Annotated in this window: 13 protein-coding genes and 1 rRNA gene; 9 read left to right on the top strand and 5 right to left on the bottom strand. The window is 39.8% G+C overall.

From position 1 onward, the window contains the following. Both rrf and glsB read left to right on the top strand, forming a co-directional pair. Positions 1-89, top strand: a 5S ribosomal RNA gene (gene rrf / locus CWB66_RS23175); the annotation flags it as partial. A gap of 230 nt (positions 90-319) precedes the next feature. Next, on the top strand, positions 320-1,243 hold the full coding sequence (glsB, locus tag CWB66_RS04080; RefSeq protein ID WP_138584423.1) for a glutaminase B: 924 nt from the start codon (positions 320-322) through the stop codon (positions 1,241-1,243). A gap of 36 nt (positions 1,244-1,279) precedes the next feature. On the opposite strand, the gene CWB66_RS04085 is transcribed toward glsB, so the two are convergent. After that, positions 1,280-2,584 (bottom strand): inosine/guanosine kinase, encoded by a 1,305-nt coding sequence (locus CWB66_RS04085; RefSeq protein ID WP_138584424.1) that lies wholly within the window; start codon positions 2,582-2,584, stop codon positions 1,280-1,282. A 178-nt stretch (positions 2,585-2,762) separates the two neighbouring features. On the opposite strand from CWB66_RS04085, the gene tadA reads away from it, so the two are divergent. Then, positions 2,763-3,272, top strand: coding sequence for a tRNA adenosine(34) deaminase TadA (gene tadA, locus CWB66_RS04090; protein WP_138584425.1), 510 nt, complete (start codon positions 2,763-2,765; stop codon positions 3,270-3,272). On the opposite strand, the gene CWB66_RS22205 is transcribed toward tadA, so the two are convergent. Both CWB66_RS22205 and mltF read right to left on the bottom strand, forming a co-directional pair. Continuing rightward, a complete protein-coding gene (locus tag CWB66_RS22205; RefSeq protein ID WP_167368314.1) occupies positions 3,265-3,432 on the bottom strand; it encodes a hypothetical protein in 168 nt (55 codons plus the stop codon). The two genes, tadA and CWB66_RS22205, sit on opposite strands and share 8 nt — an antisense overlap. A gap of 164 nt (positions 3,433-3,596) precedes the next feature. Then, entirely contained in the window at positions 3,597-5,105 is a 1,509-nt protein-coding gene (gene mltF, locus CWB66_RS04095) for a membrane-bound lytic murein transglycosylase MltF (RefSeq protein WP_138584426.1), read from the bottom strand. A gap of 211 nt (positions 5,106-5,316) precedes the next feature. Here mltF and purL point away from each other — a divergent pair, with 211 nt between their 5' ends. The 4 genes from purL (at position 5,317) to CWB66_RS04115 (ending at position 12,358) form a co-directional block, all read left to right on the top strand. Beyond that, positions 5,317-9,207, top strand: a complete 3,891-nt coding sequence (gene purL, locus CWB66_RS04100; RefSeq protein WP_138584427.1) for a phosphoribosylformylglycinamidine synthase — start codon at positions 5,317-5,319, stop codon at positions 9,205-9,207. A 141-nt stretch (positions 9,208-9,348) separates the two neighbouring features. Beyond that, entirely contained in the window at positions 9,349-11,817 is a 2,469-nt protein-coding gene (locus CWB66_RS04105; protein ID WP_138584428.1) for an intermembrane phospholipid transport YdbH family protein, read from the top strand. 2 nt (positions 11,818-11,819) lie between these two features. Beyond that, complete coding sequence (locus tag CWB66_RS04110; RefSeq protein WP_138584429.1) at positions 11,820-12,017, top strand: YnbE family lipoprotein; 198 nt, start codon at positions 11,820-11,822, stop codon at positions 12,015-12,017. 11 nt (positions 12,018-12,028) lie between these two features. Continuing rightward, complete coding sequence (locus tag CWB66_RS04115) at positions 12,029-12,358, top strand: YdbL family probable chaperone protein (protein ID WP_138584430.1); 330 nt, start codon at positions 12,029-12,031, stop codon at positions 12,356-12,358. A 70-nt stretch (positions 12,359-12,428) separates the two neighbouring features. Here CWB66_RS04115 and CWB66_RS04120 read toward each other — a convergent pair whose 3' ends face one another. Both CWB66_RS04120 and waaA read right to left on the bottom strand, forming a co-directional pair. Continuing rightward, complete coding sequence (locus CWB66_RS04120) at positions 12,429-12,977, bottom strand: DUF1415 domain-containing protein (RefSeq protein WP_138584431.1); 549 nt, start codon at positions 12,975-12,977, stop codon at positions 12,429-12,431. Further along, complete coding sequence (gene waaA / locus CWB66_RS04125; protein ID WP_138584432.1) at positions 12,974-14,272, bottom strand: lipid IV(A) 3-deoxy-D-manno-octulosonic acid transferase; 1,299 nt, start codon at positions 14,270-14,272, stop codon at positions 12,974-12,976. The genes CWB66_RS04120 and waaA overlap by 4 nt, the downstream gene beginning before the upstream one ends. 182 nt (positions 14,273-14,454) lie before the next feature. Between waaA and CWB66_RS04130 the strand changes: the two genes are divergently transcribed. Together CWB66_RS04130 and hldE are read left to right on the top strand one after the other, a co-directional pair. Further along, positions 14,455-15,045, top strand: coding sequence for an SIS domain-containing protein (locus CWB66_RS04130; protein ID WP_138584433.1), 591 nt, complete (start codon positions 14,455-14,457; stop codon positions 15,043-15,045). Further along, complete coding sequence (gene hldE / locus CWB66_RS04135; RefSeq protein ID WP_138584434.1) at positions 15,045-16,484, top strand: bifunctional D-glycero-beta-D-manno-heptose-7-phosphate kinase/D-glycero-beta-D-manno-heptose 1-phosphate adenylyltransferase HldE; 1,440 nt, start codon at positions 15,045-15,047, stop codon at positions 16,482-16,484. Before CWB66_RS04130 ends, hldE begins: the two co-directional genes overlap by 1 nt. Positions 16,485-16,523: the final 39 nt, after the last annotated feature.

Below are 16,523 nucleotides of genomic sequence, written 5' to 3' on the forward strand. Positions count from 1 at the left end.
AACTGATCCCATGCCGAACTCAGTAGTGAAACGAAACAGCGCCGATGATAGTGTAGCATTTGCTATGTGAAAGTAGGACATTACCAGGCTTCAAATTGTAGAAAGCCCGAATCTAACGATTCGGGCTTTTTTACGTCTGCAGAAAAGTGAATTTGGGTAGATAAGCGTATCTTAGCCAATTTTCCTTCATAACGAGCTCTGCCATAACTTCACATTAATTTTTTAATTTAATCTTTTTCAACTTTTATAACAAAGTTAGCCGTAGTTAATCTTAGCGTGTTAAAATTTATTTTTATGTTACTACTTTTTGAGGTGCCGATTGCCTACTGCTGATTATCAAGATGTATTGAATGAAATAACCCAAGAAGTAGCACCTTTACTATCACAAGGTAAAGTAGCTGATTATATACCAGCTCTTGCGGAGGTTGACCCTAAGCAATTTTCAATTGCTATATACACTACTGAAGGTGAAACTATTTGTGCTGGTGATTGCACGCAACGTTTTACTATTCAATCGGTTTCTAAAGTGATGACTCTCACTATGGCGCTGCAACGTTATGGTGATGAGCTTTGGCACCGAGTAGGAAAAGAACCATCAGGCACCGCATTTAACTCGCTTACACAGCTTGAATTTGAAAAAGGGATACCACGTAACCCTTTCATTAATGCAGGCGCAATTGTAACGTGTGACGCGTTATATAGTCGTTTATCTGCCCCGATGCACTCTATGCTTGAAACGTTTAGATTGTTAGCAGATAACCGAGGTATTGTGATCGATAAAAAAGTAGCTAATTCAGAGTATGAGTTTAGGCATCGTAATGCGGCTATGGCGCATTTAATGAAATCGTTTGGTAACTTTGAAAATGAAGTTGATGATGTTTTATGGTCTTACTTTAATTTTTGTTCTATTGAGCTCAATTGTATTGAACTAGCTAAAGCTTATAATTTTTTAGCTAATAAAGGTGTTGATAATCGATCGGGTAATCGTGTTTTAAGTAGTCGTCAAAACAAGCAGTTAAACTCGCTTTTATTTACGAGCGGTTTATACGATGCAGCAGGTGATTTTGGTTACAGAGTCGGTATGCCTGGTAAATCAGGTGTGTCGGGGACTATTTTAGCGGTATTACCAAATAAGTTTACTGTGGCGGTTTATTCTCCGGGGCTTAATTCGTTTGGTAATTCTGTGGCAGGAATAGCAGCACTTGAGCTGCTATCCAAAAAGCTTGATATTTCTATTTTTTAGATCCCATCAGGGATCAATAATTGCTCCCTCAGTGATTTACTGTTCCCAATAAACCTGCTCTAAACAATCCTCACGCTCAGGTAAGCCGCGAGATAAACGAGGCGAATGCTGAACTAATACTTCATAGCTAGCTCGGTTAGCATATTTACTAATTTGCGATAGTGATGAATAAGTAATAGCCTGTTGCTGATGTTTAGCTGAGTTTGCCACATTAAGTTTATGGTAAACATTCGCTGATAAATCATGTAGTACAGCGGCTAGAGCACAATCGCCTGCACCATTGGTGTTTTTGATTGAATCAGGTCCACCCATAAAGGGGGCTGTATGGCTGTATGCTCTGATTGGTTCAGCACATTCATCTTTGCGCATAGCTCGTGAGAATTCGTAACGGTTAAAGTCAGGTATTGCACCTGGTAATAACGGGTATTCGGTTTCACGTTTTAAACTGTCATCAACGTAGCCGGCCATAAATAAGCCTTTTTCGCCTGCAGTACAAATAACTAAGTCTACCCAATCAAGTGCTTTGTCAGCGGCTAAAAGAGGGTCTTCAAAGCCTGTAATTGCTAGGCCTTCTTCTTCGTTCATAGCAAGTATATCAACATGCTGTTCAACAAAGTTTGCCCACCAAGTAGGATCTTGTTCAATTAAGAACTTGGTACCGAGTGTTAATACAACTGGCACGCCTGCATCATTAGCGTATTTAACCGCTTGCAGAGTAGCTTCAGTCATTGTTTCACTGCCTTGAGTACGCATCAGGTAAGCACTGATCACTAGCGCAGATGAGTTTTCAATAAGTTCTTTATCGATTGACTCAGGACGTAAGTGATTCATTAGACCTGCACTTATTGCGAAGGTACGTTCACCGGTTTCATCAATTAACGTAAAGCAGCGGCCAATAGGTCCGTCAACCGGTTGAAGGTAGTCTAAATCTACACGGCTTGAGGTGTTACATAAAAAACGATAGGCGTAGCTACCTATTTTTATGTTTTCGCTCATTACGCCTAATAAAACTGAGCGATCATCTGCAAGTACGGAGTAGTTGTGCATAGTGTTACCAATAGTGCCACCTGCAAACTCGTAATCAACCATGTCGTTTAATTTTAAACGATCGTATAAAGCGTTTGTTATATCGCTATCAATAACTTGCGACATACCTCTGCGCAATTGAAACTCGTCAAGGAAAGCCTGATCAACTTTTGCCTCTATATCAACAACGATCTGATCGATACCCGTAATATAACTACGTTGTAATCGCTCAGTTGCGTTAAGTTGATTGGTAAGTGGATCTTTGGCTTCCACTGGAAAATAATGTTTATGCCTGCGGCGTCCAGGAAATTTCATTTGCTACCCGTGTTGTGAGCTAAATAAAAAAAGCGTGAGATTATAGCGTAAATCAGCACGAGTGAGCCATTACAAACGGGTAAATATTGTTTTATTTTTGCAATAAACTAATCAATAGCGCACTTTCAAGCGCTAACTAGGTATAATTACAGCATAAAAAGTTATTTAAGTAGAAATTATGAACGAGCCATTTGACGATTCTTATTGGATGGAACAAGCACTTTTGTATGCTAAACAAGCAGAACAGCTTAATGAAATACCAGTAGGTGCAATTGTAGTGAAAGATAACCAACTAGTTTCAGCTGGCTATAACCGTTCAATAACGGATAACGATCCCTCAGCGCATGCCGAAATGATTGCAATACGCGAAGCTGGAAAAGTACTAAATAACTACCGCTTGATTGATTGTACGTTGTACGTGACGCTAGAGCCTTGCTCTATGTGTGCGGGATTGTTAGTTCATAGTAGAATAAAGCGTTTAGTTTTTGGTGCTGCGGATTCAAAAACAGGATCTGCAGGCTCTATTATGAATTTGCTGCAAGAGCCTAGATTGAATCATCAGGTAGATGTGTGTGGTGGCGTTTTAAGTGAGCAGTGTGGGAATGCTATTTCTGATTTTTTTAAATCTAGAAGGGCACAAATTAAAGCAGCTAAAAAAGCTGCTCGTGATGCTGCTGATTTTAATTAGTCTCTGTCTTAATTTCTAGCTCTGCCATTTCTTGCACTGCAAACATGCGTCTGCGCCAGATTATTTTCTTATGGAGCTTACGTAACATAACACGACGACGTGTGGCGGTAGAATAAATTACATTACGTTTTAATTTTTGTGTGCGTCTACGTTTTAGCATGTTTTCTCCTAATGCAAGAGTGAGAAAGGCACGGGTATATCTTATAAAATAATGATATACGATAAACACACATTAGTGATCATTTGACGACAAGTAAACAGATATTTAATTTACTTAAATTCTACTTATTAATATGCTCAAAAAAACGGATACCTATACGAATCTTAGTTATTGTTTTCACTCGGCTGTTTGGGCTCAATTAAAGCTTGTTGTTTTTCTGTTTGAGCTTCATCTTCCTCATCTTTTACGTCACTTTGTCCATTTAGCTTTGGCTTGGTATCAGTGCTCAGCTCTTTGATTGGTTCTGGCTCACGTTCTTCTGTAATAGCATTATTTTCATCTAACCAAACAAGTGCGTCGTAATAGCGACGAATATTATCAACGTATTTAACAGCGACATCGCCACGAGCATAACCGTAGCGGGTTTTACGGTAATAGCGCTTTTTAATTAAAAGTGGCAGGCGTTTTTTAACATCAGCCCATTTGTCGGGGCTTGCACCTTGTTGCTCGGTAATTATACGTGCGTCATTAACGTGCCCCCAACCTACGTTGTAAGCCGCTAATGCAAGCCATGTTCTATCCGGTTGCGGGATTCTGTCTGGAATGCGTTTAATCAACTTAGTTAAATATTTTGCACCACCGCGAATATTTTGTTCAGGCTCTAATCTGTTAGTGACACCAACCTGCTTTGCCGTGCTGCGAGTAAGCATCATTATACCGCGCACGCCAGTAGGAGATTTAGCGCGTGGATTCCACATCGATTCTTGATAACTAAGTGCTGCTAATAAACGCCAATCAAGACTCCCAGCATATTGTTCAAACCATGGCTGATAGGTGGGTAAAGTTTCTTTAATTGCTTCTATATAGGCGAGAGTATTTACATAATTAAATTGGCGTACGTGGCCAAAGTACTTTTCTTCAAGTACGTAAAGTTGGTTGCTTTGTTTTATATCGCCAAAAAAAGGTACGAGTAAAGCATATAATGAATCGTCTTTTGTTTTTTGAAGTATCCATGCAATAGGGTCGTTATGGCTTACTGAAAAACCAATACTTAAATTTGGGTGATAACGACGAAATAATGACAACGTATGTGTGTCGGCAAGTGTGTAATCTATCTCACCATCAATAACCGCTTGCAGAAGCTCTTCTTCGTCAAACTCTTCGCTTTCTGTCCAAGTTAGCTCGGGGTTGTTTTTCTTTATTTTTTGTAGAGTAAGCGAGTGACTACTTTTAGCTATAACGGTAAAGTTACCATCTAGGTCGTCAAAGTCACGTGGACGCACACGCCCTTGTTTATAAACTAACTTTTGGCTAATTGTGCGATAAGTTGGGCTATAGCGATATTGCTCTGCCCGAGCTTTATTATAGGTAAGTCCTGAGGCAATTAAATCTAAGTCGCCGTTTTCAAGGCGTTCAAACATATCAGATAAGTTAAAAAATGGCACTATTTCAAGCTCTACACCTAAATATTCGGCAAAAGCTTGTGATAATTCATATTCAAAACCTTGCTCGCCTTGTACCGCTTGATAATAGTTACTAGCACTGGCAAGTGTGCCTACACGAATTTTATTTTGCTCTTTTATTTGGGCTAGTTGAGTTGTTTGTTCTTGCATATCACATGCACATAACAACATAACTAAAGTAATGATTATTATTAGTTTTTCTTTGAACATTGTGTGCCCCTTAATCTCGCTAGCCACCGTTATAGCAAAACTAAGCCATCGCGTCACTTTACGTTTTATTTTATTAACTAAAATAGACTATAAATAAAGCCAAAAAGTTAATTTTATGAAAAGCGTAATTTTGAGTTAAATCTGAATGCTAATTGGACTATAATGCGTGCCTAAAATATCGTTCAATCCCTAACCCCGGATGAAATTATCTATGTTGATCCTTCGTGGTGCACCAGCACTTTCAGAGTTCAGAGTTAATAAAATTTTAGCGCGTTGCCAACAATCGCAACTTCCTGTCACTAACGTATATGCCGAATATACTCACTTTGCCGATTTAACATCGCCATTGAGTACTGCTGAGCAAACCAAGCTTGAAAAGCTATTAACTTACGGTCCAACTATTGCTGAACATACCCCAGCTGGCAAACTTGTACTCGTTACACCTCGCCCCGGTACCATTTCACCTTGGGCATCTAAAGCAACTGACATTGCCCACAATTGTGGTTTAAAGCAAGTTCATCGCGTTGAACGCGGTATTGCTTATTATGTAGAAGGTGATTTAAACGCAGAGCAATTTGCACAAGTCACGGCGTTGTTACACGACCGTATGACTGAAGCCACGCATAGTGAGTTTGAAGATGCAGCGCTGTTATTTCGCAGTGATGCACCGCGCCAAATGTCGTCTGTCGATATTTTAGGTGGTGGACGCGAAGCGTTAGCTAAAGCGAATGTTGAGCAAGGTTTTGCCCTTGCTGATGACGAAATAGACTACTTGGTAGAAAATTTTATAAAGTTAGGGCGTAACCCTAACGACATCGAATTGTTTATGTTTGCACAAGCAAACTCAGAGCATTGTCGCCATAAAATATTTAATGCTGACTGGACAATCGATGGAAAAGAGCAGCCAAAATCGCTGTTTAAAATGATTAAAAATACGTTTGAGCTAAATCCTGAAAATGTATTGTCGGCGTATAAAGATAACGCGGCAGTAATGAAAGGCTCAAAAGCGGGTCGCTTCTTCCCCAATGCGCAAGGTGAATATGCGTATCACCAAGAAGACATTGAAATACTAATGAAGGTTGAAACTCATAACCACCCAACTGCTATTGCGCCATTCTCTGGTGCGGCTACAGGCTCTGGTGGTGAGATTCGCGATGAAGGCGCAACAGGTCGTGGCTCTAAGCCAAAAGCAGGTTTAGTTGGCTTTACTGTATCAAACTTACGTATTCCAGGTTACGAGCAACCATGGGAAAGCGATTTTGGAAAACCGGGTCGTATTGTTAACGCACTTGATATAATGACAGAAGGTCCGCTAGGTGGCGCTGCATTTAATAATGAGTTTGGTCGTCCTAACTTATTAGGTTACTTCCGTACTTACGAAGAAAAAGTAACAAGCCATAATGGCGAAGAAGTACGTGGTTATCATAAACCAATTATGCTTGCCGGTGGTTTAGGTAATATTCGCTCTGATCATGTTCAAAAAGGCGATATACCTGTTGGCGCTAAATTAGTTGCGCTAGGTGGGCCTGCAATGAACATTGGTTTAGGTGGTGGTGCTGCATCAAGCATGGCCTCTGGTCAATCAAACGAAGATTTAGATTTTGCTTCAGTACAACGCGAAAATCCAGAAATGGAACGTCGTTGCCAAGAAGTTATTGATAAATGTTGGCAGCTAGGTGATGAAAACCCAATTGCATTCATCCACGATGTAGGTGCTGGCGGTTTATCAAATGCGTTCCCTGAGCTTGTTAATGATGGCGGGCGTGGTGGTAAATTCCAATTACGTAGCATCCCTAACGATGAACCAGGCATGGCACCACACGAAATTTGGTGTAATGAATCACAAGAGCGTTATGTACTCGCTGTTGGTGTAGAGGACTTTGACCGCTTTGAAGCTATTTGTAAGCGCGAACGTGCCCAGTACGCTGTTATTGGTGAAGCAACAGCGGAACCTCACTTAACCGTATCAGACAGTCATTTTGAAAATAACCCTGTTGATTTGCCGCTGGACGTATTATTAGGTAAAGCACCTAAAATGCACCGCGATGTAACGTCAAAGCAAGTTGTTGGTAAAGCGCTTGATACTACATTAATAAATGCAGCAGATGCAGCGCAGCGCTTAATGCGTTTACCAGCAATTGCAGAAAAAACATTCCTAATAACAATCGGCGATCGCTCAGTTACAGGTTTAGTAGCGCGCGATCAAATGGTCGGTCCTTGGCAAGTACCTGTTGCTAACTGTGCTGTAACTGCGGCAACGTATGACACTTACCACGGCGAAGCAATGTCACTTGGTGAGCGTACTCCTGCGGCATTACTTAATTACGGTGCATCTGCTCGTTTAGCTGTTGCGGAGTCGTTAACTAATATTGCCTGTGCAAATATTGGTAGCCTTGAAAACATTAAGTTATCGGCAAACTGGATGGCAGCAGCGGGTCACCCAGGTGAAGATGCTGGTTTATACGAAGCGGTTAAAGCCGTAGGCGAAGAGCTTTGTCCTGCGCTTGGTTTAACGATTCCAGTAGGTAAAGATTCTATGTCGATGAAAACGACGTGGAAAGATGAAGGTGACTCACAAGAGAAGTCAGTAACATCGCCGCTTTCACTGGTTATAACTGCGTTTGGCCGTGTTGATGACGTACGTAAAACAGTAACGCCACAACTACGCACAGATAAAGGCGATACATCGCTTATATTAATTGATTTAGGTGCGGGTAAAAACCGCATGGGTGCATCAAGCCTTGCGCAAGTTTATAAGCAATTAGGTGATGTAACACCTGATGTCGATAGCCCAGAGTTATTAAAAGGCTTTTATAACGCAATGCAAGCGCTTGTGGCCGATAGTAAGTTACTTGCTTATCATGACCGCTCAGACGGTGGTTTATTTACCACGGTTGCTGAAATGGCGTTTACGGGTCATACCGGTGTAACGGTTGATTTAGCCGCTTTAACAGGTTCAGACATTGAAGCACTTTATAACGAAGAGCTAGGTGCCGTAATCCAAGTAGCAAATGCTGATTTAGATGCAGTAAATGCGGTGTTTGAACAACATGGTATAGCAGCAATTAGCCACAATATTGGCACGCTTAACAGTGACGATACGATTATATTTAACCGTGGCGAAAATACGGTACTTAATCATACGCGTACTGAGCTTCGTACTATTTGGGCTGAAACAACGTATCAAATGCAAGCACGCCGTGATAACCCTGAGTGTGCTAAGCAAGAGTTTGATGCAAAATTTGATGCAAAAGATCCAGGCTTAAACGTAAAACTTAACTTTGATTTAAACGAAGATATAGCAGCGCCATACATTGCAACGGGTGCTAAACCACAAATGGCTATTTTACGTGAGCAGGGTGTTAACTCTCATTTAGAAATGGCGGCAGCGTTTAATCGCGCAGGTTTTGCAGCCGTTGATGTACACATGAGTGACATTTTAGAAGGTCGTTTAACGCTAGAGCAATTTAAAGGTTTAGTGGCCTGTGGTGGTTTCTCATACGGTGACGTACTTGGTGCGGGTGAAGGTTGGGCTAAGTCTATTTTGTTTAACGACATGGCACGCGACCAGTTCCAAAACTTCTTCCACCGTGAAGATACCTTTAGTTTAGGTGTATGTAACGGTTGCCAAATGTTATCAACGTTAAAAGAGTTAATTCCGGGTACTGAACATTGGCCGCGCTTTGTAACTAATAAATCAGAGCGTTTTGAAGCACGCTTTAGTTTAGTAGAAATACAAGAGAATCCGTCTGTGTTCTTTAACGGAATGGCTGGCTCGCGTATGCCTATAGCGGTTTCTCATGGTGAAGGTCATGCTGAGTTTGCAAACGATGCAGCCATTAAAGCAGCGCTTAATAGCGGCACTGTTGCGGTTAAGTTTGTAGATAACTACGGTAATCCTACAACGCAATACCCAGCGAATCCTAATGGTTCTCCAGAAGGTATTACCGGTATTACGTCTACTGATGGTCGCGCCACTGTAATGATGCCGCATCCAGAACGCGTATTCAGAAGCGTTGCCAATTCTTGGCATCCTGATGAGTGGATCGAGGATAGCCCGTGGATGCGTATGTTCCGTAACGCACGCAAAAACGTAGGGTAATTTAATTACTTTTATACAAGTTAGATTCATAATCTAGCTGTAAAATAAAAAAGGCTGCACTGTGCAGCCTTTTTTGATTAGTATAGTTTTAGCTAAAAGCTAAAAGCTAAAAGCACAAAGCACAAAGCATTTAAGGATAGTATGTTTAAGCGAGTTGGTTTAATTGTTGGAGCTGTATTACTAAGCATCTTGCTGCTTGGTTATGTATTTCGCTTGCCATTATTACAGTGGGTTATAGCGCCTGAGCTTAAAAAAGCAGGCATTACGTTAAGTTGTCTCGATTTTTCAATTACGTCTAGCTTAAATATCCATTCTGATAAAGTGTGTTTAAATTATCAAAATCAACAATTACAACTCACTGGTATTACTGCAAATACAAAGCGTATAGATATTAAAAATGCAGTGCTAACGGTTAATTCACTCCCTAAAAGTGATAATGCTAATCAAGGTGCTAAAAATCTCGATTTAGCACTTCCCTTAAATCGCCCATTAATCAGCATTAAACAGCTTGTAGTAAAAAGTGACGAGCTCAATAAGCCACTTAAAATAAGTATATTAGAACCCGAGCTAAATAAATTTAATGTCTCAGGTGATATAAAAGCGAGTGCAATTTTGACTGCTAATAAAGTAAGTGGTCAGTTTTTAATTAATGACACACTTTTAAAGCAAGTTATAAACACTAAAAATACATTAATCTCAGATGCTAATTTTAATTCTCAGCAAGCGTTTAGCTTTGACGGTATAGAGTTTGAGTTAAATGGCGGTATTAGCTCCCAGTTTACTCACACGTATGAGTTTTCTCATACAAATCAGCAGTGCCAAGTTAACGTATTAACCAATGGTAAATTAGAGACTCGTTTTAATTTAAATAGCCAAGCGTTAATGTTTAATACCGATTTGCTTAATAACAAAATTAATTTAACACCAAGCTGTATTGAGTTAATTCCACCGAGTGAATATGCAGGCTTTATTAGCAATCAAGTTCCTTTAAATTGGCAACTTAAACTCTCTCAATCAATTCGCTTAGAGGGTAGTGAGCTCAGTGTACCTGTAATTAATTTGGTAAGCGTGGGCTATAAGCAATTTGATATTTTAATAACAGATACAACACTAAATATTACATCTCCACTTGAGTACTTACAGACAAATTTATCAGCTCAAATAAATACACCCGATATAAATAATATTAGCGTTAATGCTCAGTTATCTGGCGCTGTGATTAAAGGCGATTACGCCGTTATGCTTGAAAGCTTGCCTGAGTTTGTCCCTGCAACAGCGAATGGGCTTAGCCTTAGTGGTCGCTTTGATATAAGTGAGTTTATAGACTCAAAACCAATTGGGCTTATAAATGCTAAATTAACGCTTAGTAGTGTAGATGCGTTTGATATAAGTGCAGTGCAATACCAAGGTGATTTAACAGCAAAAATGGATACAGAATTAAACGCAGAGGTAGCGTTAACGCAGCAATTAAAAAGCGCAGAATATAAAGAATTTAAAGTCAAAGATATAAGTAACACATTAACAGCAAATGCTAATTTAGGCGTAGGTGAGTTATTTGCTGATCTAACAGCAAAAACGAATATAAAGGCAGTTAATAGCCCTGACATAAAACTTAATAATATAAAAGTAGAGTCTACAGGCTTGCAAAGCCGTGCACTAAAAGCCACGCATCACGCATTTATAAACGATGTTGAGTTAGTTATAAATCATCATCTGTCGTCGCAAGCTCATCCGTTTGAAGTCATTATTCCTGAACAAAATGCGCTGCCGTTAAATAAATTTATTAGGCAATTTGAGCCACTTGCACAGCTAACTAAGGGCGAATTTAATGGCTATATTAGTGGCGATGTAAACTTACAAAATGCATTGTTCAATATGGGGATTAGTCATACAAGTGCACTGTATAACGATTACCTTGTGAGTGATTTAAATAGCGTGTTTAGTGGGGAATATAATTCAGGTAAGCTTAATGTAAAACCCACTACCTTTAATTTAAATGAGTTTAGAGCCGGTGCCGTAGTTAAAACGATTGAAGGGCAATGGCAAGTGAGTAGCAATACCGCGCTGATAAATGATGTAAAAGGAAGTGTGTTTGGTGGCGAGTTTTCGTTAGATACCTACACAATAGGGAAGCCAAACCAAGTTGCCAATGTTAAGTTTGAAAACATTGATGCAAGTAAACTCGTTACACTCGACGATAAGTCGGGCATTGTATTAACGGGGCGCTTGGCGGGGTCTTTACCTATCCATTTTGATAGTGGAAAAATTGAAATAATTGACGGTAGTTTATTTAGCCAAGGAACAGGTAATTTAAAAATCACCAATAATGCCGCGTTTGATTCAGTAATGCAGCAACAGCAAGAGTTGCAACCTGTATTAGGGCTATTAACTAATTTAGATATTCAAAAACTCAATAGCAGTGTGGCATTAAAAAACGATGGTTGGTTAAAACTAGGGGTTAATTTGCAAGGCTATAATAAAGCAGAGCAGCAGCAGGTCAACTTTAATTATAACCACGAAGAAAACGTATTTACACTTTTGCGTGCACTGCGTTTAAGTGACGAAATTACACAGAAAGTTGAGCAACAATACTCACAAAAAGGAAACTAATAATGAGACAGTCGTTATTGATAAAAGTACTGCTCGCGCTGAGTGCTATTAGTGCACTAAGTGCCTGCACGCATCGTGTTGAGGTGTCTGCTAAAGAGCCCATTACGATTAATTTAAATGTGAAGGTCGATCACGAAATTCGCGTAAAAGTAGATAAAGAACTCGACAGTTTGTTTAGTGACGACAGTGAATTGTTTTAAGGAGTTAGGAGATGAATAGTATGAAAAAATTAAATGTTATTACGTTAGTTAGTGCAGTATGTATGTCGTTCTCTGTGTGGGCTATTAGCCTTGATGACGCTAAAAACCAAGGTTTAGTAGGTGAAGACAGCTCCGGTTATTTAGGACTTGTTGTACAAAACGCAGAAGCTAAAGCCGTTGTTGATGACATAAATGCAAAGCGTAAAGCGCAGTACTTAAAGTTGGCTAAAAAGAATAACTTGTCACTTTCACAAGTCGAAGCGCTTGCTGCCGCTAAAACAATTGAAAAAACGCAAAGTGGCCATTACGTTGAGGTCAATGGTAACTGGGTTAAAAAATAAGCTTAAGTATTACCTTGTTTTTCAAAAGTTTTGCACAAAGTTTTGTACAAACCAAAATAAAACCGAGCATTTAAGCGCTCGGTTTTTTACAGCCTTCAAGTAACTGCTGCCAAAAATCAATACCCTTACGCCTTGCTAAATTTATATTATGCTCAGGAATAGATTCAGGCTCGTTATAACTATCAAGTGCTTCACTCATACTTGCTTCGCGAATTAAATGCAGGGTAGGAAAGGGTGCTCTATTTGTGTAGTTTGCGGCATCGGTCTCATCGCTATCGGCAAATACGTAATCAGGATGAAAATTAGCAATTTGATACTTACCTTCAAACCCCTGCGCGACTAAAAGCGCATTAGCTAAATCGACCAAGTCTAAAAAGTCTTCAAAGTCACTAAAGCCATTGTCAAACATGATAAGGGTTGTTTCGCGCTCTGGCTCGCGGTCAAGCTCTACACATTGCTCAAGCATATCCATTACAGCATCATCCAAACTTGCTGCTGGACTTACGATGTAATGAATACAGTTGTTTTCTACTTCTTTGCGAGCAAACGGGCAAAAGTTATATTTAACAATAACAGATGACACCCATTCGCGGGTTTGGCTTATAGCTATGTTGGTCACGGTTTTGGCTCTAAATATTGATTAATAATGTTAAGTGTTTTTTGTATAGCACCTTGATTTTTAGCTACGCATTGCGCAGCTTTAATACCTAAAGTTTGGCATGCTTTGGTGTTTTGGCTAAACGTTATAAGCTGCTTTGCGAGTTCGTCGTTGCTATCAACCACTACAGCGCCTTTAAGTTTTATTAGCTCGGGATAAACATGGTCAAAATTGTATGTGTGTGGACCTGTTATTACACCTACCGAAAACGCAGCTGACTCTAGTGGGTTATGCCCACCTCTACGTATTAAGCTGCCACCAATAAAGCTCACATTTGCAGCGCCATATAAACACTGTAACTCACCAAGCGTATCAGCAAGGAGTACTTGTTCATTGTTGTAGTTATTTTTGCTACGGCGGCTAAAACGAAGTGGGCTTTGTGTTAAAAGTTCTGCCACTTTATCAAATTGCTCTGGATGGCGCGGAGCAATTATAAGTAATGCATTCGGTTGTTTTTTTAGTAACTGTTGGTGAGCTGCCAATACTAATTCATGTTCTACAGGATGTGTTGAGCCTGCCACCCACACAAAGCGTTCATCGTTATTGTCTTCATTACTGTTATAAAGCTGTTTAAGGTTGAGTGCTTTAGCTAATTGCTCGTCACTTGGTGTTATATCAAATTTTATAGAGCCTGTTACATGGCTTTTTGAAGCTTCAAGACCAAGCTCTATAAAACGCTCTGCATCTGCCTTGTTATGACTCGCAAGTACCGTAATGGAGCGCATAATAATATGGGTTAATTTAGCGACCTTTTGATAGCCTTGCTGCGACTTTTCAGAGAGTCTTGCATTGATGACAAGTACCGGTATATTTTTTTTGTGACTTATCGCCATTAAATTAGGCCATAGCTCGGTTTCTAAAATACATAATGCTTGTGGCTTTATACGCTTTAAAAATCGAGCCGTCGCAAACGGAAAATCGATTGGTAAATAGCTACACGCTATAGTATTTTTAAACTGGCTAAGTACTTGCTCTCTGCCTGTTGGGGTATTACAGGTTATAAGTATATTTAAATTTGGATGCGCTTTTTGAAGAGCTTTAATAAGCGGCGTTGCGGCAAGTACCTCACCAACAGAAGCACAATGAAAAACTAAAGGTTTGGTTTTATTCGTAAATAAAGACTTACTGACAAACCCAAAGCGCTCTTTAAAGTGTGCACGATAGCCTTGGTTTTTTTTACCTCGTAAAATATAGAGATAAAATACAATCAGTGGGCTAATAAAAATTAATGCGGATGAGTAAAAAATGCGTGCCATACTGATCTTTCTTAAAGGGAGAAGGCGTTAGTTTACCGTTAAATAGCCGTTTTCTAAACATACTCGCAATAAAATATGGTCTGGGTTCAGTTATAACCCGATAAAATGCACACAATTAAATAAAATTATGGAATAATGGATTTAATTTTTCCCTGCTATTTCAGTTCCTAGAGGAATTTTTCATGTCAACTATCGATTCAGTAGCAACTAGCTACGTTGAAACATTAAACCGTCATCAAGCATTATTTGAAACGATGGAAGCTTATCATCAAGAATCTATGCAACTGTTAGAAGCATGCCACAGCGCATTACAAGCTGGTGGCAAGATTGTTTGGTTTGGTAACGGCGGTAGTGCAGCCGATGCGCAGCATTTAGCAGCAGAATTTGTAGTGCGTTACAAATTAGAACGTGGTCCGCTTGCCTCTATGGCATTGACTACAGATACCTCTATTTTAACTGCACACAGCAACGATTATCATTTTGATACTGTGTTTGAGCGCCAGGTTCAAGCGCTATGTAAGCCAGAAGATTTAGTGATTGGTTTAACCACATCAGGTACTAGTAATAATATTAACTTAGCGTTAGAAGCTGCAAATAAACTAGGCGCTTTTACAGTGGCACTAACTGGGCGTGATGGTGGTAAAGTAAAAGACATTGCTAAGTTACCTATCATTATAAAAAATGACGAAACAGCACGTATTCAAGAAGCTCACATGTTTATAGGTCACTGGTTATGTGAAGCCATGGATATGGTTGTTGCGGAGCAGCAGTAATGGATTTATCGTTATTAAAAAACCTATCAGCGGCACGAATATTAGTTGTTGGCGATGTAATGCTAGACCGTTATTGGTATGGCGATACAGGGCGTATTTCGCCAGAAGCGCCAGTACCGGTTGTTAAAGTAAGTAAATTTGAAGACAAAGCGGGCGGTGCAGCTAACGTTGCAAAAAATATAGCGCGGTTAGATGCAAAAGTTGGCTTATTGGGTTTAATTGGTGAGGACGAAAGCGGGCAGATTTTAGAGACTATTCTAAAAGGTGAAAAAATAAGTTCACAATTAGTCAGTGTATGTGATTTACCGACTATTTCAAAAATGCGTGTTATTAGCCGTCATCAACAACTCGTTCGTCTTGATTTAGAAGAAACGTTTACTGAGCAACACAGCCAGCTTTTATTAAACCGCTTAGAGTTGGTACTTGATGAATACGACTTTATTGTGTTTTCTGATTACAGCAAAGGATCTTTAAGCTTAATTAAAGAGATGGTAAGCCTTGCTAAGAGCGCCGGAAAAACGGTTTTAATCGACCCTAAATCGCCAGATTTACATTTATATGAAGGTACTGATTACATTACGCCTAATTTACATGAGTTTAAGTTAGCGGGTGGTCAAACCGATTCAGAAGAGGCTTTAACTGCAAGTGCGCGTGATTTAATTAGCAAAAATGGCATTAAAGCCATGTTGCTTACGCGTTCTGAGCAAGGTATGTCGTTAATTAATGCAGATGAAAAGTTTGATTTTGCAGCACAAGAGCTTGAAGTAAGCGATGTGACTGGGGCCGGTGATACGGTTATAGCTACATTAGCCGTTATGCTTGGTGCGGGCATGGAACCCAAAGATGCTGTCGAAATTGCTAATTTAGCGGCAGGTATAGCGGTTAGTAAATTTGGTGCAGCAACTGTCTCGCCAGAAGAGTTAAGTCGTAAGCTTGGTCAGTATTTACATACTACTGGTGAGCATTACCAAACACCATTTGATGATGTACTTCAGCATATTGAATTTGCAAAACAAAACGGTGAAACCATTGTATTCACTAATGGCTGTTTTGATATTTTACATGCTGGGCATGTGCGTTATTTAGCACAAGCTAAAGCGCGAGGCGATAGGCTCGTTGTTGGATTAAATAATGATGAATCTATTACGCGCTTAAAAGGGGCGGATCGTCCTATTAACCCACTAGATGAGCGTGCAATGGTACTTAGCGCACTTTCATCTGTTGATTGGGTTATTCCGTTTGGTAGCTTAGATGAAAACGATACTCCCGCTAAATTAATTGAGCAAATAAGCCCTGATATTTTAGTTAAAGGTGGCGACTATACCGTAGAGCAAATAGCGGGTGCTGAGCATGTACTTCGCCATGGCGGAAAAGTTGAAGTGCTTGAATTTTTAGATGGGTGCTCAACATCAAAGGTAATTAGTAAAATTAAGCAGTAATACCAATTTTATTAAAAGCATGATCATTCTAGCGTATTA

The organism is Pseudoalteromonas sp. S558 (assembly GCF_005886635.1).
Classification (GTDB): Bacteria; Pseudomonadota; Gammaproteobacteria; order Enterobacterales; family Alteromonadaceae; genus Pseudoalteromonas; species Pseudoalteromonas aliena.

Bases quoted from the DNA above. Each gene is read 5' to 3' on its own strand.
- CWB66_RS04085 (WP_138584424.1), bottom strand. From the start codon at position 2,584: ATGAAATTTCCTGGACGCCGCAGGCATAAACATTATTTTCCAGTGGAA.
- tadA (WP_138584425.1), top strand. From the start codon at position 2,763: ATGAACGAGCCATTTGACGATTCTTATTGGATGGAACAAGCACTTTTG.
- CWB66_RS22205 (WP_167368314.1), bottom strand. From the start codon at position 3,432: ATGCTAAAACGTAGACGCACACAAAAATTAAAACGTAATGTAATTTAT.
- mltF (WP_138584426.1), bottom strand. From the start codon at position 5,105: ATGTTCAAAGAAAAACTAATAATAATCATTACTTTAGTTATGTTGTTA.
- purL (WP_138584427.1), top strand. From the start codon at position 5,317: ATGTTGATCCTTCGTGGTGCACCAGCACTTTCAGAGTTCAGAGTTAAT.
- CWB66_RS04105 (WP_138584428.1), top strand. From the start codon at position 9,349: ATGTTTAAGCGAGTTGGTTTAATTGTTGGAGCTGTATTACTAAGCATC.
- CWB66_RS04110 (WP_138584429.1), top strand. From the start codon at position 11,820: ATGAGACAGTCGTTATTGATAAAAGTACTGCTCGCGCTGAGTGCTATT.
- CWB66_RS04115 (WP_138584430.1), top strand. From the start codon at position 12,029: ATGAATAGTATGAAAAAATTAAATGTTATTACGTTAGTTAGTGCAGTA.
- waaA (WP_138584432.1), bottom strand. From the start codon at position 14,272: ATGGCACGCATTTTTTACTCATCCGCATTAATTTTTATTAGCCCACTG.
- CWB66_RS04130 (WP_138584433.1), top strand. From the start codon at position 14,455: ATGTCAACTATCGATTCAGTAGCAACTAGCTACGTTGAAACATTAAAC.
- hldE (WP_138584434.1), top strand. From the start codon at position 15,045: ATGGATTTATCGTTATTAAAAAACCTATCAGCGGCACGAATATTAGTT.